This window comes from Sphingomonas benefaciens, from assembly GCF_052907485.1.
In genome coordinates this window covers 1-25,668 of sequence record NZ_JBREIC010000008.1, presented here as the reverse complement: position 1 = coordinate 25,668, position 25,668 = coordinate 1, and the positions used below count along the sequence as shown (strand labels likewise).

Sequence of the window (25,668 nt, the reverse complement as noted above, 5' to 3'; positions counted from 1 at the left end):
AGACCATGGCGGACGGCGACGGCGAGGATGAAGCGGCACGAGCGTTCGAGGGCGTGCGCGGTGAACTGGCGTTGCTCCGCCGGGCTGTCGAGCGGTTGGCGGCCGAGCGCGCCGATGACAGCCACACACCTGACTATTCTGAGACGCTGGGCGTAATCGCCAACAGCATCACCGCGACTGCGAGAGCCGTCGATGCACTGGTGAAGAGCCCGGCGCTGTCGCTGACGCCCGAGGAGATGAACCGGCAGATCGCCGCGGCCGGTTCGGCGGGGCGGACCGAGGATCGCCGCGTCATCTCCGCCGCACGGCAGACGATAGAGGAGGTCGCAACGAAGCTCGGCCGCCGACTGGAATCCCATGTCATGGCGGATGAGCAGCGGCGCCGGTTGTGGCGGGTCGGGCTTAGCGGGATTGTAGCGGGCGCGGTGCTGTGGGCGGCCCTCGCCGGTCCGATCGCGCGCTCCCTGCCGACGAGCTGGCTGCTGCCCGAACGAATGGCGGCGCGCACGCTCAGGATGCCGATGTGGGAGGGCGGGCAGCGGCTGATGAAAGCCGGCGATCCCCTGGCGTTTGCCGGCATGCGGGCGGGTAATCGGCTGGCAACCGCCAACCGCGAGACGCTGGAGGCGTGCCGGAAACAGGCGGCCAAGATGAAGAAGACGATGCGCTGCACGATCGAGGTAGGAATTCAGCCGGAATGATCCGGTCGCGGTGTGATCGATCCGGCTTGTCGCTCGGTGGCCCGCGTTGGTAAGCAGAGCCCGCCCCGGAGACGGGGCGGGAGCCTAGAAAACTCCATGAGGTCAGAGCCGGTTCGATACGACCGGGTGGCGGACGCGTATGTCCAAGCCACTCGGCCAAAGGCGTTCGCGCCTGACTGACCTCAGGTTTTCTAGCACCCGGTTCCGAAGCGACGACGCGCCAGCGGCGCGTCGCCGGCTTCCTGCCGAGGAGCATCGACGATGGCGGCGATAAGATACGCGGTGCTTGCGGCAGGGGTCTGTGTCGCCGGGCTCGCATCGGCCGTATTGCTTCTTTTCACGCTATCGATGCTGATCGATCAGCTGCGAAGTTAGGCAACTTTGGGCGGCCCGACAGATGAATTCATCTTTCCGTTAGTCGCCCGTAGCCGTGATGACTTCGCCGATGATGCCGCTCTCGCCTGACGGAACTGATTGGGGTCAGGCCCATGAGGTGGGATAAGGCTGGATTGAAGCCCTCAGCAGATCGTCGCCTCCCAATTAGCGCACCGCCTGCAGGCCTTAGCGCTGGTATGGTCGGCCTGCGGCTTAGATGACCTGTCACTCAACGTCATGCTCGCAACCCAGCCACAGGTTTTCCGAGTGAAAGCACGAATGCGCAGTGGTGACGGCGCGATCTCCCCCCTTGGGAAGCGGGTCGGGCGACAAATATTCGTGCTATCACACGGAAAACCCCGCCTGGTGCATCGCAGCCGATGGACAAGCGGCGGGGATCGCATCCATGGTTCCCGCCCGAAGGAAATCGGGCATGAACAAGGCACTCAATCAAGGCGATCTGTTTCCGCTGGACAGCCCGCTCTACGGCGATGTCCAGGGTGAGCGGACAGTCGCGGAATTCCCCTTCTTCGCGCTGACCAAGCGCGCGCAGATGACGCCGATGATCTTCGAGAGCGGCGACGCGCGGATCGAGATCAACCCCAGCAAGACCGGCGTCGCCACCATCTACGACAAGGAGATCCTGCTCTATATCGCCAGCCTGATGGCCGGGCGGATCGAGCGGGGGGAGACGGTCGACCGGGTGATGAGCTTCACCGCCAACGACCTGTTCCGGGTGACCAGCACCAACGTCTCGGCGCGCTCCTACACGTCGCTGAAGGCGTCGCTCAACCGGCTGCAGGGCACGCAGATCATCACCAACATCGAGACGGGCGGCGAGGGGTCGGACAGCGCCTTTTCCTGGCTGCTCAAGGCCGACATTAAATATACCAAGCTGCCCAATGGCGAGCGCCGGGTGAAGCGGGTCGAGGTGATGGTCTGCGACTGGCTGTATCGCGCGATCCTGACCGACCGGCGGATCGCCGCCTATCACCTCGATTTCTTCAAGCTCGGGCCGATCGAGCGGCGCCTGTACGAACTCGCCAAGTTCAACTGCGTCGACGAGGTCGGCTTCGACGTCGACATGGAGGCGCTGGCGGCGCGCGTCGGTTGCGCGACTGATCGGCGCGGCCTGGAGTATTTCAAGAAGCAGCTGCGCGACGTCGCCGACCAGCAGTCGCTGCCCGAATATGAGGTGACGCTGCGCGAGGAGAAGCTGCCCTCGCCCGGGGGCGGGCGGCCGCGGCTGCGCACGATGGTGAGTTTCCACCTGCGCCCGCTGATGGTCGAGGCCGGGAAAGGGGAGGGGACGCCCCCCTCCGACACCCCGGCGACCGCCTAAACCTTTGTTAGCAGGCCGGTCCCGCCAGCGCCGGGGCCACTTGGCCGGTTTTCCCCACGAAACCACGATAACGTCGAGAGCCGCGATTTCCGTGTCGGTTCTTGCCGCAGATCAACTGATTGGGGCACGCGGCGCGCCGATCAGGCTTGATTGACGCGTCCGCAGCCGCGGTTTTCCGGGTGATAGCACGAGTATTTTCCGCAGTTTTCCGGGCGAAACCACGAATCAGGACGCTTGGTTCTGGCCCGCTTCCTCGCGATGGTGGCGATGCGCGATCCGCAAGGGGCGTCGCTATGCGCGTGGCGCCGGCGATGGTCGAACGGGGAGCGTGGCCGACGGCATGTCGCCGCGGTCGTTGCCAAAGGGAATCACCATGACCGGATAAAGGAAAGCCCGGCACGAAGGCCGGGCATCCCAGGGTTGGGAGCGACGTCGCCAAACGTCGTCCATGCATCGAACGCATTCTCCTTACCCCGAAAACCGTGACGGTTCAAGGATGCGCGTTTCGCGCCACACCCTTTTTTTGTCCCGATTCCCGGCTCCTTGAGGGGACGGACGATGACGGTTTTCAGCTTGGGCCAGGCGAGTGCGCTGGCGATGCGGGCGCATGGACGGAACCGCGCGGGACGCGGCGGGCTGACGCCGTGGCGACCGGCGCGGTCGGGCGGGCTGCACCGCACCGGTGCGCCCGTGCGGCGCGACAGTATCGAGGCGGGGACGTTCGAGGAGCAGTTCTTCGCAATTCCCGCGCAGGGCGAGACCGACCGGCTGCTGCGCGCCGCGCGCCGCGCGCTCGATATCGGCCGCCGCCTGCGCCGCGAGGCGCGCGCCGGGACGCGGACGCTCGATGCGGCGGAAACGGCGATCGCCGCTTTGACCGCCGGCGCAGTACGCGTGTTCGAGGAATTGCTGACGCTCGCGCGGCTCAACCGCGGCCGCGTCTTCCCGAGCTACGACCATCTCGCCGAGGCGACCGGGCTCGGCCGCGCCACCGTCGCACGCGGGCTGCGCGCGCTCGAAGCGGCGGGGCTGCTGGCGACGCAGCGCCGCTTCAAGCGCGTCCCGGGGGAGGGGGCGGCACGCTATGCGCAGACCTCCAACGTCTATCGCGCCATGCTGCCTGCACGCCTGCTCGCCTTGCTGCCGCGCAGCTGGCGACCGGCACCGCTACCCGACGACCAGATCCAGCGCGAGGCCGATCGCGACGAGGAGCAGGCGGCGATGCGGGCCGGTCTGAGCTGTCGCGAACTCGCCCAGGTGTCGGTGGGCGGTGCGCTGGGGGCGATGCTGGCGCGGCTCGGCGCGGCCCTCGACGGCGCTAGGTGCGAGTCTCACGATGATCCTCAACCGCTCTCAGAATCTATTGTTCAGGACAAACAGCCTTGGCCTAGCCGGCCAAGACGCCTCGCCTAACGGCGATATGCCGGACCATCACCGATGCCATCACCGATATCGCAAACCAACCCTCCCGGACGGCACCGGCTTCGCCGGCACCATGCTCCCTGGCGGGATCAAGCGGAACCGGCGGGTCATCCTCTTTTCCGTCAGAAAACGGCACCGGAGCGCATGGCTTGCCCGTCGGGTGGGGAGGGTGGTGCGCTATCGCAACCGACGGGACCCGGGCAGCGGGGCAATCACCGCGATTGTGCCGGATGGGCCCGCCGCTTCGATCGGCGTCAGTCATCTCTCGCCGTGACCGCAGTACCGATGTCGACGGTCCTGGCTGTCGAGCTCTTGCCACGTCGGGGTGTCGACATGTATCGTTACCGACATGCCGACGATAGCCATCATTAGCCAGAAGGGGGGCGCGGGAAAGACCACGCTCGCCATCCATCTCGCCGCGGCCGCGCAGGATGCCGGGCGCGTCGCCCTGGTCATCGATACCGATCCGCAGGCGACCGCCAGCCAATGGGCCGCCTGGCGTGCTGACGCGCCGCCCGAGGTGATTGACAGCCCGCCCCCGCGGCTCGCCGCCAAGGTCGAGGCGGCGCAGGCCCAGGGTGCCGAGGTGATCGTCATCGACACGCCGCCCCATGCCGACAGCGCGGCGCGGGCCGCGGTCGAGGTCGCCGATCTGGTGCTGATCCCGTGCCGGCCGAGTGCCTTTGACCTGTCGGCGATCCAGACCACGGCGAAGCTGGTGCAATTGCTCAAGAAGCCGGCGTTCGTCGTGTTCACCGCTGGCAATCCCAATGCGCCGCGCGTCTATCAGGAGGCGGGCGAGCTGGTCGATGGCTTCGGCACGCCGCCTTGTCCGGTGCAGATCCCCGACCGTGCCGCCTATCGCCACGCCAGCGGTGAGGGGCGCACGGTGATGGAATATGAACCCGACGGCCGCGCAGCCGACGATATCCGCGCTATCTACGAGTGGACATGTCGACAGGTCGGACTGGCCGTGCCAAGAAAGGCGACCCGCAAGAGGACCGCCGCATGAGCCGCAAGCCGAGTTTCGCCAATCTGCGCACCGTCGCGCCCGCCCCGATACCGGCGCTGGTCAAGGCTACCGATGCAGGGGAGGGGGCGCCCCCGTCGACCGGCCCGGCGAGCCGCCAGGGCCGCAAGCAGATCGCCGGCTTCTTCAGCCCCGAAATGTCCTTCGCGATGCACATGCTCGCCCGCCGCCAGGGTCGCAGCCTGCAGGCGCTGATGGCGGAGGCGTTCAACGATGTGCTGAGGAAACACGGGGAAAGCCCGATCGGGGATTAACGCGGGGGCCCGTGTCGGTAACGGCACGGCCGCCCGTCCGGGCACTGTTCAGAGCTGTGCCCGCCCGTACATCCATTGCAGCGTCGCATGTAGGTCGTGCGGTTGCCAGTCGGGCAGGGCCCGCTGCAACAATCCCGTATCGCCGCCCAATTCCGGAACGTCGTTGGTGCGGACGAACACCGGATTGACCCGTACCATCAGCTCATGGCCGCTGAGATCGCGCAGCATGGTGAGAATATCGTCGATCGATGAGACCACGCCCGTCGCGATATTGACCACCGGAGGGGAGGTGTCCGCCAGTACCAGGCCGACATAGGCCGCCGCGACCGAGCGGACATCGCCGAAATCGCGTTTGACCCAGGTATTGCCCAGTTCGATGACCTCTGCCTTGCGCCGGACATGGTCGACGATCTTGGGAATGAGATATTGGGTGTCCTGGCCGACCACCGTATAGTTGAACGGCCGGGTCGCGACGATCTCCAGCCGGTCCGACCAAAGCGCAGCGCCCAATTCCATGGCACGCTTGCTGACGGCATAGTGATTGCCGGGGCAGGGGACAGTATCCTCGCCAATCAGACCCGCGGCGTGCGGCCATAAACCTGCGCACTGCTCGCCAGAATGCAGCGTGCGCCCGGATTGCGGCGCGCGACCGCATTGAGGAGGTGGAACGTCCCGAGCTGGTTGACGGCGTAGGAGGACGGCCAATCGTCGCTATGCACGAACGCGACCGCGGCAAGGTGAATCAGCCGATCGAACGCGGTATCGCCTACCACCCGATCGATCGCGGCCGCATCGCGCAGGTCGACCGTCACGGGCACACACTCGATATTTGCCGCAGCCAATGCCTCTGCCACGAAACGACCGGTAAACCCCCTTGCACCGGTCAGCGCGACGCGCATCAGAACGACCAGCCGGCTGCGTTGCGGCGCATGTCCGCCTCGACCATCAACGCGGCGAGTTCCTCCAGCTGGACGGTCGGCTGCCAGCCCAGATCCTGAGCGGCTTTGGCGGGGTCGCCGATCAACAGGTCGACTTCGGCCGGGCGATAGAAGTCCGGGTTGACGCGGACAAGCAGACGGCCGTCCTTACTGTCGCGCCCGATTTCCTGCTCCTCGACGCCGGACTAATCGATGGTGATCCCAATCTGGGCGAAGGCCAGTTCGACGAAGCGGCGCACGGTTTCGGTCCGGTTGGTCGCGAGCGCGAAGGTGTCAGGGACATCGTGTTATAGCATCAGCCGCATGCCCTCGACATAATCCTTCGCATAGCCCCAGTCGCGCTTGGCATCGAGGTTGCCAAGTTCCAGCAGACCGGCCTTGCCGTGTGCGATCTTGGCGACGGTATCGGTGATCTTACGGGTGACAAACTCGCGGCCGCGAAGCGGCGACTCGTGATTGAACAGGATGCCGCTAGTCCCGGAGATGCCGAAGCTTTCGCGGTAATTGACGGTCAGCCAATGGGCATACAGCTTGGCCACGCATAGGGGCTGCGCGGGTAGAAGGGCGTGTCCTCGCGCTGCGGGATCGCCTGGACCTTACCGAACATTTCCGAGGTCAAGGCCTGATAGAAGCGGATGTCGCGATTAACCGTACGGATCGCCTCCAACAAATAGGCGGCACCCAGGCCCGTAATCTGCCCGGTGGTGATCGGCTGGTCGAACGCGACGCCGACGAAGCTTTGCGCGGCGAGATTGTAGATTTCGGTAGCCTGTGACGTCTCGATCAGCCGGATCGCCGAGTCCATATCAGTCAGGTCATATTCGACGAGCTTCAGATTGGGACGGTCGGCAATGCCAATTCATCAATCCGCCACAAATTAACCGAGCTCGTCTGCCGATAGGTGCCGAAGACGGTATAGCCCCGATCAAGCAGATTTCGGCAAGATAGGCACCGTCCTGGCCGCTGATCCCGGTCACGATCGCTGATTTGGTCATCTCTGTTTGAAGGCTCCATGGCAGCGTCGCATGCGATGTCGATGCTGATGTCACGCGTCTACGGGGAGAGACGTAAAATATCCAATCGAGCTGTCGGGATCCGACAGTTCGTGCAGCGGATTAGGTGTTTCATGTCTAGGCACCCTGCCGTCCCTCGCTAAGGTAAAGGCAGGGTGCCCTGCGCTCAGAAGCGCAGGCGGATGCCGGTGGTGATGCTCTCGCGAAGGTTACCCCGCCCGGTCTGGCTTTCGACGGTCGAGAACAGCTCGAGGCCGCTACGCATCGTATAACCGATCCCTACCGTTGCGGTGCCGAACACGGGCGCACTGTCTAACCGTGACTAGCCTCGCCTCCTGTCTACCTTGCGTCGGTCTGGGAAGGAGAGAGGCGCCTCCTCGACGGCGGTCAGGATAGCGCGACCGTAAGCGGTCTTGGCAAATGTTCGCCCGCGGTCCAGTGCCGCGTCGCGGTCGATCCAGCCACTGAGATAAGCGATTTCCTCCAGACAGGCGATCTGGATGCCCTGGCGGTGCTGGATAGTGCGGACGAATTCCGACGCCTCGAGCAAGCTGTCGTGGGTACCCGTGTCGAGCCAAGCATAACCGCGGCCCATCGGTTCGACGGTCAAGGCTCCCTCATCCATGTAGAGCCGCGCCAGATCCGTGATCTCTAACTCGCCGCGCGCCGACGGACGCAACGTCGCGGCCAAATCGCTCACTCGCCCGTCGAAAAAGTACAGCCCGGTGATCGCGTGGTTCGAGCGGGGCTGGGTGGGCTTTTCCTCGATCGACACGGCACGGCCCGCCGCGTCGAAGGTGATCACGCCGTAGCGCTCCGGATCCTCGACCCGGTAGGAGAAGATCGTCGCGCCCTGGGTGATCGCAGCCGCGCGCCGCAGCACCCCCGACAGGCCGTTGCCGAAGAAGATGTTGTCGCCGAGCACCAGCGCGACCGGCTCGCCGGCGATCCAGTCCCGACCAATGGTGAATGCCTGCGGCAGCCCCTCGGGGCGCGGCTGTTCGACATAGGCGATGTTAAGGCCAAAGGACGATCCGTCGCCGAACAGCTTGCGATAATGGGGCAGATGGTCGGGGCTCGAGATGATCAGCACGTCGCGGATGCCGGCGAGCATCAGCACCGACAGCGGATAGTAGATCATCGGCTTGTCGTAGACGGGTAGCAATTGCTTGTTGACGACCAGCGTTGCGGGATGGAGCCGCGTCCCCGATCCGCCGGCGAGGATGATGCCCTTCATGCCGTCAGTCCCCGGCGCACGTCGGCGGACCGTTCGGCGATGATGGGCCGCCACCAATCCTCGTTGTCGAGATACCAGCGCACCGTCTTCTCCAGGCCGGTCTCGAAGCTTTCGAGCGGCCGCCAGCCCAGTTCCTCGCGGATACGCGTCGCGTCGATCGCATAACGATGGTCGTGGCCGGGCCGGTCGGCGACAAAGCCGATCTGCTCGGCATAGGAGCGGCCGTCGGAGCGTGGCCGTAGCCGGTCCAGCGTTGCGCAGAGCGTCTTGACCACATCGATATTACGCCGCTCGGCATTCCCGCCGATATTATAGCGGCGACCCGGTGTCCCTCGTTCGAACACTGCCTGGAGGGCGCGGACATGATCCTCGACGAACAGCCAGTCGCGCACGTTCTCGCCGCGGCCGTAGACCGGCAGCGTCTCGCCGGCTAAGGCCTTGACGATCATCAGCGGGATCATCTTCTCGGGAAAATGATAAGGCCCGTAGTTGTTCGAGCAGTTGGTGATCAATACAGGCAGTCCATAGGTGTGACCCCAGGCGCTGACCAAGTGATCGGCCCCGGCCTTGGACGCCGAATAGGGCGAACGCGGGTCGTAGGGCGTGTCTTCGGTAAACAGGCCGGTGTCGCCGAGCGAGCCGAATACCTCGTCGGTGGAGATGTGGTGGAAGCGGAAGGTGGCCTGTGCGCCTGTACTCAAGCTCATCCAATAAGCCCGCGCAGCGACTAGCATTGTGTAGGTTCCGGTAACGTTGGTCTTGATGAAGACGTCAGGTTCGTCGATTGACCGATCGACGTGGCTCTCAGCTGCCAAGTGGGTAACGACGTCGGGCTTGAAGTGGTCCATAAGATTGTGAACCGTCTTCGCGTCGCAGACATCCCCCCGAACAAATCTGTGCCTCTTGTCGTTGGCTACGCGTGCGATTGCCGAAAGCGTACCAGAATAGCTCAAAAGGTCCAAGTTCAGTACGTCATGCGACGTGTTGTCGATGAGATGCCTGGTAAGGGCGGAGCCGATGAATCCAGCCCCACCGGTGACTAAGATGCGCATGTGTAGGCTTCCTCAAGCGAGCGGCCGTCAAAGGAAAGGGGCAATCAGGCTCGGTTGGGGTTGGATTTACCTTATTTTGATAAAAAAAGGGTGTTTCGTCAGGCCATAATAGCAACGGGTATGCGATGATGTGCTGGCTAGGGTCGAAATTGCCCGGCCCGGCTTGTCGGCAGGGCGCCGGCCCCAGCGGCGGGACATGTGGTGGCGGTCACAGGGCATGTCTTAGCGGGTTGGCGACATCACGGTTGCGTTTGACGGGGGATGGGACGAGAAGCCGGCATGAACATCCCCAAACTGTATCACTCATTCATATTATGGATTGGAGATGGCACTGGCTTACCTGATTCCATATTGCATCTCCATGCCGGCATGGCCGTACTGTTGCTAGTACGCGTTCTATCTAAGCGCTCTTTAGGCACCTTCATTCCATTTTGGGCAGTTGTCGTCGCGGAGGTAGCTAACGAAATGATGGACTATCTCAATTATGGTATGAGGTGGGGAGACACGCTATCTGATATTGCAAATACACTATTTTGGCCTCTAGTTATAAGTCTTGCGGTCCGTCTCAGACCGATGGTACGGCGCGACATGCCCGCCCGGAGTGCCTGAGCAACACAGGCATCTATCTGGGGCGGACATGGGCTCGTTGACACCCTCGTGAAGGAGCTTAGTGCGCGCTTAGCGGCGCAATCTCGTTTGGCAGAAAATGGTGACCCGCGTGCAAGATCGGCTGTTTTTATCTGCTCCGCACATGGGCGGCGACGAGCTTCCTCTCGTACAGGACGTATTCGCAACGAACTGGATCGCGCCGACAGGGCCGATGGTGACGCGGTTCGAGGAGAATCTAGCAGCGCTTACCGGCATCAACCATGTTGCCGCTCTTTCCAGCGGTACCGCGGCGCTGCACCTCGCACTTCGTTTGTCGGGTATAAAGGCAGGTGACGAGGTCTGGGGCTCGACCATGACGTTCATCGGTGGGGTCGCTCCGATCATGTATGCCAATGCGACACCGGTTTTCCTGGATATCGAGGGAGAGCAGTTTCTCCTCGACCTGGACCTGCTGGAGCAGGAACTGGAACAGGCGCGGACACCGGGCGGCTTGCCGAAGGTCGTCATCACGACGGATCTCTACGGCCACGTTATCGATGCGACGCGCATGCGACGGCTGGCAGACGATTACGGCTTCGTCTGGATTAGTGACGCCGCGGAAGCAGTGGGTGCTGCCCGGGACGGCGTTCATGCCGGCAAGGGTGCTGATTTTGCGATCCTGTCGTTCAACGGCAACAAGATCATCACCACCAGTGGCGGAGGGGCATTGGCGAGCGATCGTGGCGATATGATCGAGCAAGCCCGTTTTCTGTCCACACAGGCGCGTGATGCCGCTCCTCATTATGAGCATACGACATACGGATATAATTACCGGCTGAGCAACGTCTGCGCTGCCATCGGCGTCGGGCAGCTACAGGTCCTGGAAAAGCGGGTCGAGCAGCGCCGGCGCATCAATGACTGGTATCGCGAAGCGCTTGGTGACCTGCCCGGTTTCAGCTTCAGTCCCGAACCTCGGGGTATGCATGCCAATCGTTGGTTGACGACGGTGAGGATCGCCCCCGCCCTGGCAGGCACCGATCGCGAACGCATTCGTCTGGGGCTTGAGGCGGAAAATATCGAGAGCCGTCCCTTGTGGAAGCCGATGCATCTCCAGCCCGTCTTTGCCGAGGCGCCGAGGCGTGGCGGAGCCGTTGCGCAAGAAGCCTTCGAACAGGGACTTTGCCTGCCTTCGGGGTCGGCCATGACGCATGATGATGTCATGCGCGTCGCCGATCTGGTGCGGCAGCTGGCAGGGCATTGATCGCGTGTTGAAGAGGGCTTTCGACATCGTCGTAGCAGGAGTTGCCCTGCTGTTGCTGTCACCGATCATCGCTGGCACGGCCATTGTCGTTCTCGTCTGTCTGGGACGTCCCATCTTCTTCCGGCAACGCCGGCCGGGACTGAACGGTCGCCCCTTCGGCATGATCAAGTTCCGCACGATGACCGATGCGCGCGGACCCGACGGCAAGCTGTTGCCCGATAGCGAGCGCCTGCCGCGTATTGGTGTCTTCCTGCGCTCCACCAGTCTCGACGAACTGCCTGAACTCTGGAACGTGCTGGTCGGCGACATGAGCCTGGTGGGCCCGCGCCCGTTGCTGTTGGCCTATCTGGATCGTTACACGCCGGAACAGGCGCGGCGTCATGCGGTCCGGCCTGGGGTTACCGGATGGGCGCAGGTCAACGGTCGCAACGCGATCGACTGGAATGAAAAATTCGCGCTGGACGTCTGGTACGTTGATAATCACACGCTGCGACTTGACCTTCGCATCCTGCTGGCGACCGTGATGCAGGTGATCGGCCGCAGGAACATCAATTCCGCCGAAGCGGCTACGATGCCGGAGTTCCTGGGGAAGGGAACAACCGATAAGGAGTAAGACGGTGCCGGTCGGGAGCCGTCACCTGAAGACAGGGACAGCCATTATTACCTCGCGCAGATCGGTTGCTCAGCGTTCGGATATCGTGGCCAAGCGCAATTGATCTTCGATCGCTGCAACGCCAATGTCGAAGGCCAGCTGCTCCCGATAGAACAGGGAGCCGGCCTCGCCCATCCGGGCACGATCCTCGGGTGACATCGCCATGAGCGACATGATGGTGTTTGACAACGCCTCGGGATCCTGCGGCGTGAACGACAACCCTGCTCCAGCGCGAGCGAGCATGGCTGCGGCGTCGCCTTTGACGCCGAGCAGGATTGGTTTGCCCATTGCGAGATACGCCTGCATCTTCGACGGAATGGTAATCTCGAAAAGGGGATCGTCACGCAGATGGACAAGCAGTGCATCCGCCTGCTCGAACATTTCCCCCATGCGAGACGGATGGCGTGGCGGATGAAAGGTGATGGCGCCCGGAGCAAGAGTCTCTGCCTGTTCGCGCAGTTGCTCGACCTCTACACCGCCACCGATCATCACGAACTCGGCATCGACGCCCCGCTTCTTCAGCAGGCATGCAGCGTCGATGACGGTGCCTAGCCCCTGCGCTTTTCCCATGTTGCCCGCAAACAGAATTCGGAAGGGTTCGCCGTTGCGGATGGCAGGCGGGGACGACGACTGTGCCAAAGCGGCGATTTCAGGTGGGGCCCAGTTGGGAACGACGGCGATCGGGGCGGCGATCTTGCGTTCGGCGAGCCGGCGTTTGAACCCATCGGACAGAACGACGATACGGGCAGCGCGACGGAGAGCGAAATTGGTCCACCAGCCGACCAGCTGGAGAATGCGCCGATTGTCGACCATTCCGGTTGCTGCAAGCGTATCGGGCCACAAATCTTGGATGTCGCACACGAAGGGAACGCGTCTCAGCAACTTCAATACGACAGGCGCCAGTGCGGCGGTCATCGGAGGGGTGTACACATAGACGACATCAGGCCGACGGAGCGTGAAGGCGAGGAGCATCGACGATAATGCGAACGAAACGTAGTTCGCAATGCGTCCCCGTGCGGACCGGTCGTGGCTGGGGTGAAGATAACCGCGCGTCACCACGACTCCGTCCATCGTCTCACGCGCGAACGGCTTGATCCGATAGCCTGGATAGACCTTGCCACCCGGATAGTTGGGGAAGCCGGTCAGTACCTCGACATCATGGCCACGTGCCTGGAGGGCCTTGGCAAAGGCGAGGCCCTTGAAATGCGGTTCAGGCTGAAACCATTGCGAGACGATCAGGATGCGCATCGCCGTGCTATAGCGTGGGGAATGACCAAGGGCGCGGTCTTTTGACGGGTGCGAAGCTTGCCTGACGACAGGTGGCGTTTATAGAAATTGCATGTCCGCTGTCTCAGATGCCGTCGCCGGTCCCGTCACTCCGACCGGCTGGGATGTCGCCACGGAGCGACGTTTATGGGAGGAAAACTGGCATCTATTCTGCCATCGCTCTGAATTGGCGAAGTCATCGGAATATTTTCGACTGGAGGTATTCGGCGACGACATCGTCGCGTTCAACGACGGCGCCGAGATCGTAGTGTTCGATAATCGCTGCCCGCATCGCGGCGCGCGCATTTACGACGATATGGCTGGCAAGCAGCGTTGGGTATGCCCTTATCATGGCTGGTCCTTCGTCAAAGGGCGTTTTTTCATCCCACAGAAGGAAACGTTCCGCGACTGTGATCCGACGACGGCACAACTCAATCGGTATGATACCGCTTGGGTTGGAGATTTCCTGTTTATCTCCAAGGCGCCAAACCAATCGATCTCGGAGCAACTGGCTGGTGTCGAGGAGATCATTGCCTCGATCTCGCGTAGCATTGGCATGCGTCGTGACCTTAATGCATACTCCTATCACTGCGACTGGAAGATCGCGGTAGAAAACGCACTCGATCAGTATCATGTCGCATTGGTTCACCACGATACCCTGAACCGTTTGAAGCTCGAGCCTGCGGTCGACGAGTATATTGGATCGAACAACGTATCTCGCGCCGCGCTTGGCGATGAAAAGACTATTAAAAAACTCAAGTCACTCAGCCGATTGTTTGACGTGGAATTCAAGCCAGAAGGCTATATCGCCATTCAGCTTTTTCCTTTTACGTTCCTGACATCAACATTCGGATATTCATACTCGCTTCAGCAATTCTATCCGACGTCACGGCAAGGCGAGACAGCGTTCGTCAGTCGTTTCTATAGCGGAGCACTGTCTTCCAAATTGCCGCCCGAAACTATGGATGCGTTCTTCGCTTCCTCAATCGAACTGAACCACCAGATCTTCAAGGAGGACGCGGAGATCTGCGCGCGTATTCCCTTGTCGAGCTGGTCGCCTGTGCCGGAACGCTTCGTATGTGCGGGTGAGGACAAGATTGTCGAATTCCGTCGCTTGATGCGTGAGGCGGCTGCGCGGACATAATATCAGCAGACAACCACAGGAGAGTGACGATGGCAGGCAGGGTGATTGTGGTCGGAGGAGGCGGGTTTGGCCGCGAGCTGATGTGCTGGGTCGAGGATTGCGCTGCCGCGGGAAGCTTGCCGGCCTTGGCGGGGTTCATCGACGACAAGCCCGATGAACTGCCGGCATATGCGCCTCGCCTGGGCAGCGTGCAGGACTATCAGCCCGAAGAGGGGGACCTGCTCGCCTTGGCGATCGCCAAGCCGGCGGTGAAACGCCGCGTAACCGGGTTGCTGAAGGATCGCGGAGCGCGCTTCGCGCAGGTGATCCATCCGAGCACGACCGTCGTGCGCACCGCGACGCTGGGCGAGGGAGTGGTCATGTGCCCGCAGACCATGCTGATGCCCGACAGCCGGGTAGGGGACTTCGTGACGATCCTCAATTTCTCAGGGGTCGGCCATGACAGCGTCGTCGGGGATTATACGACGTTCAGTTCATTGTGCGACGTGACCGGCAACGTGACGGTTGGCGCGGACGTATTCGTAGGCGCGGGCGCCCGGCTGCTGCCGGGGATAACAGTCGGCGATGGCGCGTTGATCGGTGCAGGTGCGACCGTGGTTCGATCCGTCAAACCGGGCAATACGGTATACGTCGCGCCGCCAAAGACACTGAAGACGATGGGTGCCGGTTCCGTGCGCGACTCCGAAACCGGGGATGCATGACGAGGTGGGGGGGGCGTATGCTTCCCCCCCACCTGTCACCGCTCAGGCCGACGGAAGATCAGGCATACGTTCGCGATAATGGTTTAAGAAGGCGGCGATGCGCACTTCCTCGTCTCCGAGAATACCCGGTTTGGTAGACACTTCCAGCCCGCGCTGTACCGCCTCGAGAACCGCGCGATCCTCTTCGATGACGCGGGCGGCAATCTCAATACTCTGCTGGTTGAGCATGTCCTGACGGGAGCGCCCTCCCTGTGAGAACGCAACCTTGGGCTCGTATACGCGCGTGCGCAGCATCGTATGTCGCGCATCGGTGGGAAGCGCCTGTCCGATATAAAAGGTCAAACCCTCTTGGGAGGAAATAAACAGGTTCGGGAAGACGTATATGTGAAAGAAGGATTCATGCGCGTAGGTGCGTTCGGCCAAATGCGACAGGATCTTGCGACGCAGATTCTCGCGCTTGATTTCCGTGCGAGGGAAATGGCAGCTCGAATTGCCACCAGTTACGGCCACGTCCCGGAGCGGATGATGCCCGATCCCGAGGCCGCCGATGAACGTCTCTGGATGGACAGCCGCGCAGTGATAGCATTCGAGTACGTTTTCGACGAGCAGCTTCCAGTTCGCTGCATGCGATACCGAAGCGAAGCGGATTTCTTCGCCCATCGCTTTGCTGATCGTCTCGAGTTCCGCGGCGACGTCACCTAGATAGTCGGCGAGCGGAGGCGCGCTGCCTGACATGTCTACGAAGACGAAGGCACCGCAAAGTTCGACGCGATAACGCGGCAGACACAAGCGTTCGCGCGTTTCGGGAGTGTCGGCGGGATATTGGCCACGCTTGGGGCGACCCACGGGAAAACCCGTCTTATCGAAATTCCATGCGTGATAGCCGCACATCAGCTGCCGTCGGCCGCGCTCTTCGACCTGGATGCGGTTGAAGCGATGCGTGCAGATGTTCTGGAAGGCACGCAACTCGCCCCTGAAGTTCTGCACCACCAACGCTACGCCGGGCAAATCGAGCGTGACGAAGCTGTTGTTCTCCGCCAATTCCGCAGTCGTGCCCACAAACAACCAGCCGCCCGCGAACAGCTGCTCGATTTCTGTCTTTAGCCAATCGTCGCGGTAATAAGCCGCCTTTCCCAACGGCACGGTTTGCCGCGGGTCCGGCATGCCCCGGATATCGTCGGCGATCGCCGCGTCGGGCAGCACCATGCTCATCGCAGGATGATCATTTGGCGGTATATCCGCCGTCGACCGGCAGGTTTTGCCCCGTGATCCAGCGCGACGCGTCGCTCATCAGGAAAACGGCGGCATAACCGATATCCTCGGGATGGCCGAAGCCCAGCAGGTGAAGATCCTGATAGTTGTTGACCATCTCCTCGCTGACCGTTTCGGCGAATTCATCATGCATCGCGGTGACCACAGCGCCTGCGGCGATGGCGTTGACACGGATGCCGCGCGGAGCAAGCTCGATGGCGAGCGACCGGACCAGGCCCCCGATACCGGCCTTGGTCGCCGAATAGGCGGCCATACCGCGTCGTCCGCGCGTGGCGGATACCGACGACATGAACGCTAGCGAGCCGCCATCCGCCAGTGCGCCCTTTCGCGAAAGAGCGCGTGCGACACCGAAGGCGCCGAACAGGCCGGCACCGAAAACCTGCTCGAGCTGGGCCGTCTTGGTGGTCCGGACGGGAGCCAGCACGCTCTCACCCGCCGAATAGAACACACCGTGCAGGGGGCCGCCTTCGGCAACCGCGGTTTTGACCATGGCATCGGCGGCATCGGCATTGGAAAGATCGGCACTGACCGTCTGATGATCGTCGCCGGTCAGCTGCACCCGGGTTTCGCCAAGGCGGGTTTCACTGCGGCCAGCAAGGACGATGGTCGCGCCGCAACGCGACATCTGAATGGCTGCTGCACGGCCGAGGCCGGAAGAGGCACCGGTCACAAGGATGCGACGTCCGGCAAGGCAGTCGGAAGCAAAAATCACAGCGTCACCGTTTCAGCGCATTGCAGCGGACCGACGTCCAGCGAAGCTCCACCCCATGACCAGCCGACGCCAAACCCGAATAGGCCGATGCGGCAGCGCCCTTCCTTGAGCGTGTTGGCTGCCAGATCGGTCATGAGCAACGGCAGGGTCGCGCTGCTGGTATTGCCGAACCGGTCGATGTTGATCGGCACCTTCTCCGCCGGGAGCTTGGCCTTCTTCGCCAGGTGCTTGATCATGAAGGTATTGGCCTGATGAAGCAGGAATAGATCATAATCCTCGGGCGCGATGCCGGACGCCATGATCGTTTCGGTGATCAAGGTCGGCACTGCCTTCAACGTGAAATTGAAGACCTCTCCGCCATCCATATACAGAATGTCGGATGGGAAATCGGCAAACTTGGGATGCGCTGCGCAGCTGCGGAACGCGCCTTTGGGAACGATCAGACTTTCACCACCCGATCCATCGGTACCCAGGATAAAGGTTGCGTCAGCCGCATCGTCCGAGGCTTCCACAGCGGTCGCCGTGCCGGCATCGCCGAAGAGCAGCGCAGTGGAACGGTCGTTGGGGTCGTTCATGATCGAACTGGTGTCGCCCACGGCGAGCAGGATGCGCTTCGCTGCCCCCGTTCCGATCATCATCGATGCCAGCCACAGCGCATGGATATAGCCGGAGCAGCCCAGCGAGACATCGATGCCAATGATGCCTGGGCGCAGGCCCAGGCGATCCTGCAGGAGGCAGGCCGTGGCCGGAAGGCGGTAATCGGGCGTCTGCGACACGAAGATCACGGCATCGACCGAGCTGCGTTCCCAGTCCAGACGCTCGAAAAGCGTGTCCGCCGCCCTTGCGCACAGGTCCGAGGTGGTAACGCCGTTCTCGACCCAGTGACGGGATTTCACACCCGTCATCTTGACCACGTCGGCGACCTTGTCGCCGAACCGCTCGGTGAAGTAGTCGTTGTCAACTACCCGAGGCGGTACGCACGAAACCACACCCGCGATCCGCGAGCCGTGGGTATGCGCAACCGTTCCGCTCTTCATGTCGCCCTCGCTCTTGTTCAGCTGTCCGAGCCGACCAGCTTCTCGATATCGCCGACCGTGCGGCATTCCGACAGAGCGTCGGCACTGACTGTGCGATCATACACTTCGTCGATCAGGGCGATGGTGGAGACGATCGCCAGCGAATCCCATACACCCTCGTCCAGCGCCAGGTCTGAAGTCACTTCGCTCGGTTCGACCTCGAGGATCTCCGCCAGCCCCTCGTAAAACTCGCTCATTCCGCACTCCCTTGGCTACATCGCGATCGTGACGGCCGCCCAGGAAAGGCCGACGCCGAAGCCGATCGCCATGATACGTGTGCCGGCGTCTAGTTTGCCCTCCTCAAATAGGCCAGCCAAAACGAACGGTATTGTGGAGGAGACGGTGTTACCAATGTCCTCGTACCGCCGCGGCACCTTATCATCGGGAAGACTAAGTTTTTTCTGGAGGGCATCCAGCATAAATTTGTTCGCTTGATGAAGAACGATATGGTCGTAATCATCGATATTTGTACCGCTCTTGGCAAGCAGCTGCCGAAAGGCGCGGGGAACCTCACGCAGCGTGAATGACATTACGGCGCCGCCATCCATGTAAAGATTGTCGGCGCTTCGAATGTTGCCGGCACGGTCTTCGATTTCGATAAGTGTGTCCGCACTGTAGGGATGACGAAAACCTCCGGCCTTGACGATGAGGCTTTCGGCGCCGGATCCGTCCGTACCAAACACGAACGGCCCGATTTCGCAGCCGGTATTCGGGGCGGCTTCAACCAATGTTGCTGCGGCGCCATCGCCGAATAGCGTCCGAACGCTTTTGTCACGGGTATGAATATACTTCGAATAGGTGTCGGCGGTAACCAAAAGGACGCGCTGCGCCGCGCCCGCAGCGATCAACCCGGCCGCCAGTGACAGCCCGTAGACGTAGCCGGAGCAACCGAGATTAAAATCCAAGGCGCCGATCTGTTGCGGCAGACCCAGCCGATCCTGCATGATGCAGGCGGACGTAGGCAGGATGTGATCCGGAGCCTGCGTACAGAATAGCAGGAAATCCACCTCGTCGGGCCGGACGGTTCCCGCGGCGAATAGCTTCGCTGCCGCGGCGCAGCCAAGGTCAAGGGCGGTTTCCTGCGCAGCCGCGACGCGTCGTTCGCGGATCCCCGTTTTCTCCAGGATTTTCTCGGCGGGCCAGGAGGGAAAATCCGCAGCCAGCGTGTCGTTGTCCAGTATCGTATCAGGCAGATGCGTCGCGATAGCGGCTATCCTTGCGGGCACCGTGCCGTTGCGCCTGTTCATCAAGACAGCCTTCCCGAAATCGTCCTGCGCTGCATGGCGCATTGGCGGCGATGCGCGGCTCTGTCCAGACGATACCGGGCCGACCCTCCACCGGGCAGGCCGGGCTCAGAAACCGGCAAAATAGGGAAAATAGAAGACGACGATCGCGCCGGCGACCCATTCGTCTGTACCGCCGCGCGTGACCCGTGCATGAAGTTTGCCGTCGGGAAGGTGCCGCTCGCCCAGCGGCAGACGGTGGAGGCCGCGAGCGTCGCCCGGCAACTTCAGTTCGGCAATCGGTTCGCGGCGGGCAGCGTCGGCAAACACTTGCACCAAGGTGTCGCCAGGGCTGGCGTCCTCGATGAACACGGCTGCTCCAAAGACATGGGTGTTGGGGGCAAGCCCCGTGACGGTCATGTCCGCGCCCTTGCGTCCGCCGAAATCGTCACGATGCGCGCCCATGCCCGTCATCACGAGGAAACGGTTGGGAACGCCTCCCACAGTCGGACGCCAAAGCAATGCTTTTTGCGCGTCGATACTGCGGATGCCCGCCTGCCCACCTCGATATTGGTCGACAGGCACATTGCCGTTGCTGCGCCATTCGATGAGCGGATGCGTGCCTGTTCCAGTCAGCCGCAACCGCTCGGGGACCGGCGCGGCTTCCATATAACGAAAAGAGCAGCTCGTGGTCGGATCCACATAGCTGCTGGCATAGCTGATGCTCCCACGCAGATAGCCGCCCTCGAAATCCAGCTTGAACGCGTCGTTGCTGATCGCAATGATCGGATGCGCATCATAGTCGGCCGGGCGGCCGAGTCCGCCTACCATCGCACTGTCACGCCAGTAGACCGCATTGCCGCCTTCGTTGGGGCGCGTCTTGGCACGCGCATCGATGAGCAGCCTAGCACTGGCAGGGCGATGATATTCGAACTTGGAATCGACGATCCGGGTTCGCGCAGTTTCGCCGCCCGCGCCATTCTCGAACTGGATCAGTGCCTCGCCGACCGTGCCATTGTGTGCCAAAATCGTCGTTTCCGATCCGCCTGCGGTGCGCAGGAGCGCCTCGGAGCAGTCGGACACGCAATTGAGCATCAGATTGACGATGGCTTGCTTGTGGGTGCCGGGCGTAAAGCCGATGTCGGTGGCGAACGCGACCTGTTCCATCAATGTGGTGTCGGCGTTTTCATCGACCGCACCCCCAACGAAGATACCATAGCGAAAGCCGTCGAGTGTTACCCCACGCAGCGTGAGCAGCGTACCTCCACCCGCGCCGTCAAGCAGTATCGCCTTGCTCTCACCACGCTGGCCTTCCGGACGTATCCGGTCACCATCGGCGTTCACGAAGCTCATATCGGCGATCGACACACCAACATAGGGACCAAGGCGCAGCGCAGCACCGTCAGTCAGGTCGAATTCGTTCGACGTGGCAAAGCGGCCTTCCCCAGTCCAGGTGAAGCCAATCGTCGAAGTCTTGGGCGCAAGCACCGAGAAGCGGAAACGGCCACGGGTCGACCGTATCGCTCCCAAACCCCAGTCGCGCGCACCGGCGGGCGAGACGCGGGCGTTCGACAACTGCGTGAAGCTGGTCATGAAGGCACGATCGTCGCTGCCGTCGCGCGTTGTTCCGCTCCTTGCGTGCAGCGTCAAAATGGAATTGACACTCGTCCCGATCGATTGCGCGGCCACGGCGTTGTTTCCAAGCACGGGAGACAGAAGCGCGCCGATCACCAAGCCCCGTCGCAGCGGATCCATGGTGTCGTTCATGCCACATGCTCCTCAATCGCCGTGTGCCGCTCACGCCGCAGCAGCATGGTCGCAAGTGCGGCGGAGGCCGTAGCCAGATTGGCCCCACAAAGGATCAACGCGGTTTGGATCGGCGTGGTGGGCGGGAACAGCAGCGGCACGCCCGCACCGATAACAAGGTACAAAAGATAGATCCGCAGCCACACGCCTGCTCCATAAGCCGCGATCACACTCTGGCCCAAGATGTTGGCAGGGGCCGAAAACGCCGCGGCCAGCAACACTGCCCCCACGAACAGCGGCGAAAAAACGTAGTGCGTGCCGTATATCAACGACAGGAGCGGCGTGCACAACATGCCCGCCAGTGCCACTGCCAGGACAAGCAGGAACGAGCCGATCGCAGGCTGCAGGATCGAGTGAACGGTGAGCGTGCCGCCCGCCGCCATGCGCAAATAACGCGGGAAGATCGCTTGCCCCAATCCCAGCGGCACGAACAACGCCAGCGAGAACCATTGCATGCCGATGACGAACTCGGGGAATGACGTGGGCGTGGCGGCGTGCGCGAGGAGCGTGTGCGACAGCCACCAGCTGACGCCGGTAAAGATCAAGGCGTTACCGAGGCTTGGCAGCGCAATGCTCGCCATGTCCGCCCAAGCGGCGCGTGATGGCCAGCTCAGGATCGCACGACCGAGAAAATGATGACGGCCGAGCCATCCAAGATACGCGAGTGCGGGCAGCAGATAGAAGGCGATGGTCCCGATGATAAGCGGCGTTTCGCTATGCTGCGCCCAGCCAACCAGAACGCCGACGAGAAGCGCGCAAGACCCTGCCAGCACCGGTAGCAAAGTCGATCGAAACGCGCCCGCGCCTTGAAGCGCCGATTGGCTAATGCCACACAGGGCGAACGCAAAAGCACCGAGCGTCAACAATCCCGCATCGCTCCGGATACCGCCGGCCTGCAGATGATCGAGTACGACTGGGCCCGTTGCCGCCGCGAGCACTGCCACGAGAATGAACGCCCAGACTACGGCCGCGGCGCGATCCTGATAGATTCGCCGATCGATGGCGCTGGCGAGCGCGGCTGCACGGGTTGCCGACACTGGCAGCCCCATCCCCGTCAGCGATCCGAGCAACGTCACCGTCACCAGGTAATAATTGTAACTGCTGAAGCTGGTAACACTCAGCTTGTTCGCGGCAAGGATCGTAACGACATTCAACATGCCACGCGACAGCAATTGGACAAGCAGCACCACCGCAGTGTCCGCGGCAAGGGCGCGGTAACGGTCAATAAGTGTCGCCACGGCGCGCAGGGGAGGAGCAAAATCGCTCATTGAGTGGCCAAGGGCAGGGTATTCAAGAGCGTGCTGAACATATGGCGATGTGCGGCAATCGCGTCTTTGGCGGAAAATCGATCCGCAGTTGCTTGTGCATGCTCCCGCATTGCATTGCGTGTTGCCGAAGAAAGCGACGCGAACCGGTCAAGAGCATCGGTGAAGGTTGATTGGTCAAGCGGTAGGTCCCAGCCGGCACCAGCCGTCTCAAGATCGCGCCACGGAGTACGATCGCTAATGAGCACAGGAAGGCCAGCAGTCAGAGCCTCTTGAATAGAATGGCCAAAATTCTCCGATTTCGACGGTAAAAAGTAGAGATCATAGTCTGTCAGCGTAGGAATGACCGCATCTGGAGCCACTGGACCTCGGTAAGATATGGTATGCTTATCGGGCGCCGTTTTGATAAGTTGCAGACAGTCCTGCCAATGGGCCGCATCTTCGATCGGGCCGTATATGTCAAAGTTACAGGGTTCTGACATTCCTATGACCGCACGCAAAGCGAAATCTAGATTTTTTATGGGCGTTATTCTGCCTAGGAATATGATGCGCGTGATCTTTGAAGCCGTCCGGCGATGTGCGACGCGGGATACATTAGCGATATCGCTTGCGATGAAGATTTGTGGTGCAGCTATACCCAAGCGCAACGTCATCCGTTCGATTGCCTCATATTCGGCGGGGGTTGAAGCTTGCCATGCGGCATCTGCATAGAGACCGGACGCTCGAATTGCGGCAATTGCCGCACGTTTCTTAGAACCTTTGCTTGCCAATGCATCCCCGAACAATTCGCCGCGTGGCGCGACAAGCATTGGCATAGTCCGCCTCCAGCGCCGCAGTGCCGCAAACCGCAAAGAAAAAGCCGGAGCAAAGAAACTGTTCAGATAGAGAAGTCGAGCTCCTTCAAGGCAACTTTTAGCCATTCTCCAATTGAAGTTGCTTGGAGAATGATAAATTACTTTACTGAGACCGATATTTCGGCAATGCTCTGGTGGCGAGATCACTGTTTTGTCGATGTCTACGTTGAGGCAATGCACATCAAAATTTATTTGATGTCCCAAGCTATCGACCAAATTTGTCAGTGATTTGCAGGCGCCTCCAGCTTTGAAAGAAGGGGCAAAGAAAGGTGTCGGAATCAAGATTTTTTCGACATTGAATGCGCTGTTCACGGGTGGTTTGCTCCGTCAACACAAACCGGCGCATGGCGTGAGCCATCGATCCGCCGGAGGATTAATATGTAGACGATTGCTGGAATCAAGCTAAACCAAATCCTTGCTCCAAATGACGCCATACCACCCCAGAATAAGGTGACCAACCACACATCAAAGATAATTACGGGAACAACGAAATTGTAGGAAATTCTTTTTATTATTCGCCGAGTTATCAGAGTTGTAACGACAACTATAAGCGTGAGGGCAAGCCACCATCTTGGCGAGTAGTATATTTCTTCACCAAAAAAACCGACTGCCGTTGAAAATTCCTCACTTAGGCCCGATCGGCCAATATATACATCCACAAAAGAGTAGTTTACACTTACAGGTTTATTGTGCCACAGATTTCTTGGCACCCAATTGGAAAAGTACAGTACATACTGCTCTAAAAATGTGGTTACAGGAGAAGTATGAGCGTTGTTTGACCAGATCTGACTGGAAAGCAGGATATGAGTTGCGCCCGAGTCTTCCGCGACACCGGCTAGGCCATTGCCCCATCCGAACCGCAAGACACGCCCAACAAAGACGAGCATAATGCCCGCGCCAGCGAGGAATAGGCCGTTGATCCGGAATGCTCCATAATAGGCAGCCAGCAGAAGCGGCGCCAGCGCTAGTGAGACAACGACGATACGGCCGCCGCCCTCCCATCCCAATCCCACATAAACGCCAAGGGATAACAGGAAGAGTCCGAGCGACACGAACCGGAAATTACTACCCGATCGCTGGAGCTGTTCGAGTGGGATAAGCGCCAAGCCCCATGAGGCCAAATAAAGTGGACCAGAAAATGGATCTTCGGATCTGAGTACGACAACGGCGACGCCAATGGCTAGGATAATGATCATAAAGCCAAGTGTCACGAAGGGGTTTTTTGGCTTTGCGCTGTCTCGGCCCTGAAAAATAGGGCGGCTATCAATGACCATTGCCAATCCAACCAAGTCGAATAAAGCATACCAAGCAATATGAATCGGCTCGCGTACAACGTGTAGTGCTAGATACGGAATAAAATATATAGATGTACTGACAAAAAGGAGTATTGCACCGAGAGAAGTGTAGCGGTGATTATAAAAAAATAATACGCTTATAGCGGCGCAGAAAAATACGCCGAAATAGCTTGTTTCGATGCCTAATCCGAGGTCCATAAGGACCAGCAGACATAAAATTCCGATTGCGAATACACGGATTAAACCGGTTAGATGCATTTGACTTTGTCCCGTAAAATCGAGCATCTATATTCCAAGTTCGGATAGCTATTGCGACAGGTGCGCTTGCTCATCTGGCTTACTATCCGGCAATCTGGAAGCATGCCGCTCTAGATAGGATCGCGGCTCTAGCTTCCCGTGATATCCAACACGCTCGACGAAGTCGAGCAGGGCGGCGACGAACTCTGGACCGCGGCGATGTATCTCATAGAGGTGACCGCCATCGGGGAGGATCCCCATATCGATCGCGGGTGCGGCACGGAACGCGCTGGCTATCCTGTCGAGAGAGGGCGGATCGTTGCACCAGATGCGTTCATGTTCGGCCAGCCGGAAGAACACAGGTATGCGTATTCGCGCGGCAGTCTCGGCGAAGCGGTTCGGCCAATCGACCATGACTTCGAACACTTCGTCAGCCCGCCATGGCTGGCCGGCCCGGCGCAGCGCGGCGGATCCCCGCCATGTATAGCTGCCCTCCGGGCCGAAGAAGAAATCGCCTGACGGTTCGTGACCGACCTCGCCACGCTGAAGTCTGGCGAGCCAGTCGCGCGCCACGGCGCTTGGCCGGTCACCGAGGCCCGACACGACCAATCCGGCGAGCGGTACGCGACCATTCGCGGCGAAGCGAAGAGCGACCGCGGCCCCGATCGAATGACCGACGACAACGAGCGGTCCTGCGGGCGGGGCAAGCGTCGCCCTTGCGACGTCGAGAAGTTCCGGCAGGAGGGCGGCTGCCTCGTCGATGGGGGTGTCGGTATGCGGGGCGGGGCTGGCCCCATAACCCGGGCGATCAATACGCAACACGGCCATCCCGCGTTCCGATGCCATGGCGGCGACCGAGAAACCGGGCATGTCAAAATAGTCGCCGCTGCATCCCCCACCATGCACGCACAGCAGGAGCGGGCGCCCCGGCCGGCCGGGGCGGAACAAACCA

24 protein-coding genes and 1 pseudogene are annotated in these 25,668 nt (G+C 61.1%); 9 read left to right on the top strand and 16 right to left on the bottom strand.

Annotated features, from left to right (window positions below; all coding sequences use genetic code 11):
• Positions 1 to 5: 5 nt before the first annotated feature.
• From ACU5AX_RS19030 to ACU5AX_RS19010, 5 genes are all read left to right on the top strand, one after another.
• Positions 6 to 701, top strand: coding sequence for a DUF6118 family protein (locus tag ACU5AX_RS19030; RefSeq protein WP_446692129.1), 696 nt, complete (start codon positions 6 to 8; stop codon positions 699 to 701).
• An 808-nt stretch (positions 702 to 1,509) separates the two neighbouring features.
• A complete protein-coding gene (locus ACU5AX_RS19025; RefSeq protein WP_446692128.1) occupies positions 1,510 to 2,418 on the top strand; it encodes a replication initiator protein A in 909 nt (302 codons plus the stop codon).
• Positions 2,419 to 2,976: 558 nt separating this feature from the next.
• Positions 2,977 to 3,831, top strand: a complete 855-nt coding sequence (locus tag ACU5AX_RS19020) for a helix-turn-helix domain-containing protein (protein ID WP_446692127.1) — start codon at positions 2,977 to 2,979, stop codon at positions 3,829 to 3,831.
• A gap of 358 nt (positions 3,832 to 4,189) precedes the next feature.
• Positions 4,190 to 4,852, top strand: coding sequence for a ParA family partition ATPase (gene parA / locus ACU5AX_RS19015; RefSeq protein WP_446692126.1), 663 nt, complete (start codon positions 4,190 to 4,192; stop codon positions 4,850 to 4,852).
• Positions 4,849 to 5,124, top strand: coding sequence for a ribbon-helix-helix domain-containing protein (locus ACU5AX_RS19010; protein ID WP_446692125.1), 276 nt, complete (start codon positions 4,849 to 4,851; stop codon positions 5,122 to 5,124). The genes parA and ACU5AX_RS19010 overlap by 4 nt, the downstream gene beginning before the upstream one ends.
• Before the next feature lie 48 nt (positions 5,125 to 5,172).
• Here ACU5AX_RS19010 and ACU5AX_RS19005 read toward each other — a convergent pair whose 3' ends face one another.
• The 5 genes and pseudogenes from ACU5AX_RS19005 to rfbB form a co-directional block, all read right to left on the bottom strand.
• Complete coding sequence (locus ACU5AX_RS19005) at positions 5,173 to 5,697, bottom strand: GDP-mannose 4,6-dehydratase (RefSeq protein WP_446692230.1); 525 nt, start codon at positions 5,695 to 5,697, stop codon at positions 5,173 to 5,175.
• A complete protein-coding gene (locus tag ACU5AX_RS19000; RefSeq protein WP_446692124.1) occupies positions 5,697 to 6,023 on the bottom strand; it encodes an NAD-dependent epimerase/dehydratase family protein in 327 nt (108 codons plus the stop codon). The genes ACU5AX_RS19005 and ACU5AX_RS19000 overlap by 1 nt, the downstream gene beginning before the upstream one ends.
• A pseudogene (locus ACU5AX_RS18995) lies at positions 6,023 to 6,867 on the bottom strand (GDP-mannose 4,6-dehydratase). The gene ACU5AX_RS19000 and the pseudogene ACU5AX_RS18995 overlap by 1 nt, the downstream one beginning before the upstream one ends.
• Positions 6,868 to 7,397: 530 nt before the next feature.
• Entirely contained in the window at positions 7,398 to 8,312 is a 915-nt protein-coding gene (rfbA, locus tag ACU5AX_RS18990) for a glucose-1-phosphate thymidylyltransferase RfbA (protein ID WP_446692123.1), read from the bottom strand.
• The gene (gene rfbB, locus ACU5AX_RS18985) at positions 8,309 to 9,364 is read right to left on the bottom strand and encodes a dTDP-glucose 4,6-dehydratase (RefSeq protein WP_446692122.1); all 1,056 of its coding nucleotides are present in this window, start codon (positions 9,362 to 9,364) and stop codon (positions 8,309 to 8,311) included. Before rfbB ends, rfbA begins: the two co-directional genes overlap by 4 nt.
• A gap of 706 nt (positions 9,365 to 10,070) precedes the next feature.
• Between rfbB and ACU5AX_RS18980 the strand changes: the two genes are divergently transcribed.
• Positions 10,071 to 11,213, top strand: a complete 1,143-nt coding sequence (locus ACU5AX_RS18980; RefSeq protein ID WP_446692121.1) for a DegT/DnrJ/EryC1/StrS family aminotransferase — start codon at positions 10,071 to 10,073, stop codon at positions 11,211 to 11,213.
• Complete coding sequence (locus ACU5AX_RS18975; protein WP_446692120.1) at positions 11,161 to 11,826, top strand: sugar transferase; 666 nt, start codon at positions 11,161 to 11,163, stop codon at positions 11,824 to 11,826. Before ACU5AX_RS18980 ends, ACU5AX_RS18975 begins: the two co-directional genes overlap by 53 nt.
• A 69-nt stretch (positions 11,827 to 11,895) precedes the next feature.
• On the opposite strand, the gene ACU5AX_RS18970 is transcribed toward ACU5AX_RS18975, so the two are convergent.
• Positions 11,896 to 13,113, bottom strand: coding sequence for a glycosyltransferase family 4 protein (locus ACU5AX_RS18970; RefSeq protein ID WP_446692119.1), 1,218 nt, complete (start codon positions 13,111 to 13,113; stop codon positions 11,896 to 11,898).
• 91 nt (positions 13,114 to 13,204) lie between these two features.
• On the opposite strand from ACU5AX_RS18970, the gene ACU5AX_RS18965 reads away from it, so the two are divergent.
• Positions 13,205 to 14,275 (top strand): aromatic ring-hydroxylating oxygenase subunit alpha, encoded by a 1,071-nt coding sequence (locus ACU5AX_RS18965; protein WP_446692118.1) that lies wholly within the window; start codon positions 13,205 to 13,207, stop codon positions 14,273 to 14,275.
• A gap of 29 nt (positions 14,276 to 14,304) precedes the next feature.
• Positions 14,305 to 14,976 carry a NeuD/PglB/VioB family sugar acetyltransferase gene (locus ACU5AX_RS18960; RefSeq protein WP_446692117.1) on the top strand — a complete coding sequence of 224 codons (672 nt, stop codon included), beginning with the start codon at positions 14,305 to 14,307 and terminating at the stop codon, positions 14,974 to 14,976.
• Between the two features lie 42 nt (positions 14,977 to 15,018).
• Here ACU5AX_RS18960 and ACU5AX_RS18955 read toward each other — a convergent pair whose 3' ends face one another.
• The 10 genes from ACU5AX_RS18955 to ACU5AX_RS18910 all read right to left on the bottom strand — a co-directional run.
• The gene (locus ACU5AX_RS18955) at positions 15,019 to 16,188 is read right to left on the bottom strand and encodes an aromatic ring-hydroxylating oxygenase subunit alpha (protein ID WP_446692116.1); all 1,170 of its coding nucleotides are present in this window, start codon (positions 16,186 to 16,188) and stop codon (positions 15,019 to 15,021) included.
• A 10-nt stretch (positions 16,189 to 16,198) separates the two neighbouring features.
• Positions 16,199 to 16,960 (bottom strand): SDR family NAD(P)-dependent oxidoreductase, encoded by a 762-nt coding sequence (locus ACU5AX_RS18950; RefSeq protein ID WP_446692115.1) that lies wholly within the window; start codon positions 16,958 to 16,960, stop codon positions 16,199 to 16,201.
• Entirely contained in the window at positions 16,957 to 17,997 is a 1,041-nt protein-coding gene (locus ACU5AX_RS18945) for a ketoacyl-ACP synthase III (protein WP_446692114.1), read from the bottom strand. The genes ACU5AX_RS18950 and ACU5AX_RS18945 overlap by 4 nt, the downstream gene beginning before the upstream one ends.
• A 17-nt stretch (positions 17,998 to 18,014) precedes the next feature.
• Positions 18,015 to 18,233: an acyl carrier protein gene (locus ACU5AX_RS18940; RefSeq protein WP_446692113.1), complete on the bottom strand. Its 219-nt coding sequence runs from the start codon at positions 18,231 to 18,233 to the stop codon at positions 18,015 to 18,017.
• A 15-nt stretch (positions 18,234 to 18,248) separates the two neighbouring features.
• Positions 18,249 to 19,283, bottom strand: a complete 1,035-nt coding sequence (locus ACU5AX_RS18935) for a ketoacyl-ACP synthase III (protein ID WP_446692112.1) — start codon at positions 19,281 to 19,283, stop codon at positions 18,249 to 18,251.
• A 105-nt stretch (positions 19,284 to 19,388) separates the two neighbouring features.
• Positions 19,389 to 21,026, bottom strand: coding sequence for a hypothetical protein (locus tag ACU5AX_RS18930; RefSeq protein ID WP_446692111.1), 1,638 nt, complete (start codon positions 21,024 to 21,026; stop codon positions 19,389 to 19,391).
• A complete protein-coding gene (locus tag ACU5AX_RS18925) occupies positions 21,023 to 22,333 on the bottom strand; it encodes an MATE family efflux transporter (RefSeq protein WP_446692110.1) in 1,311 nt (436 codons plus the stop codon). Before ACU5AX_RS18925 ends, ACU5AX_RS18930 begins: the two co-directional genes overlap by 4 nt.
• Positions 22,330 to 23,496 (bottom strand): glycosyltransferase, encoded by a 1,167-nt coding sequence (locus ACU5AX_RS18920; RefSeq protein WP_446692109.1) that lies wholly within the window; start codon positions 23,494 to 23,496, stop codon positions 22,330 to 22,332. The genes ACU5AX_RS18925 and ACU5AX_RS18920 overlap by 4 nt, the downstream gene beginning before the upstream one ends.
• Positions 23,493 to 24,764, bottom strand: coding sequence for a hypothetical protein (locus ACU5AX_RS18915; RefSeq protein WP_446692108.1), 1,272 nt, complete (start codon positions 24,762 to 24,764; stop codon positions 23,493 to 23,495). The genes ACU5AX_RS18920 and ACU5AX_RS18915 overlap by 4 nt, the downstream gene beginning before the upstream one ends.
• A gap of 21 nt (positions 24,765 to 24,785) precedes the next feature.
• Positions 24,786 to 25,668, bottom strand: an 883-nt coding sequence (locus tag ACU5AX_RS18910; protein WP_446692107.1) for an alpha/beta hydrolase, incomplete at its 5' end; no start/stop codon positions are given.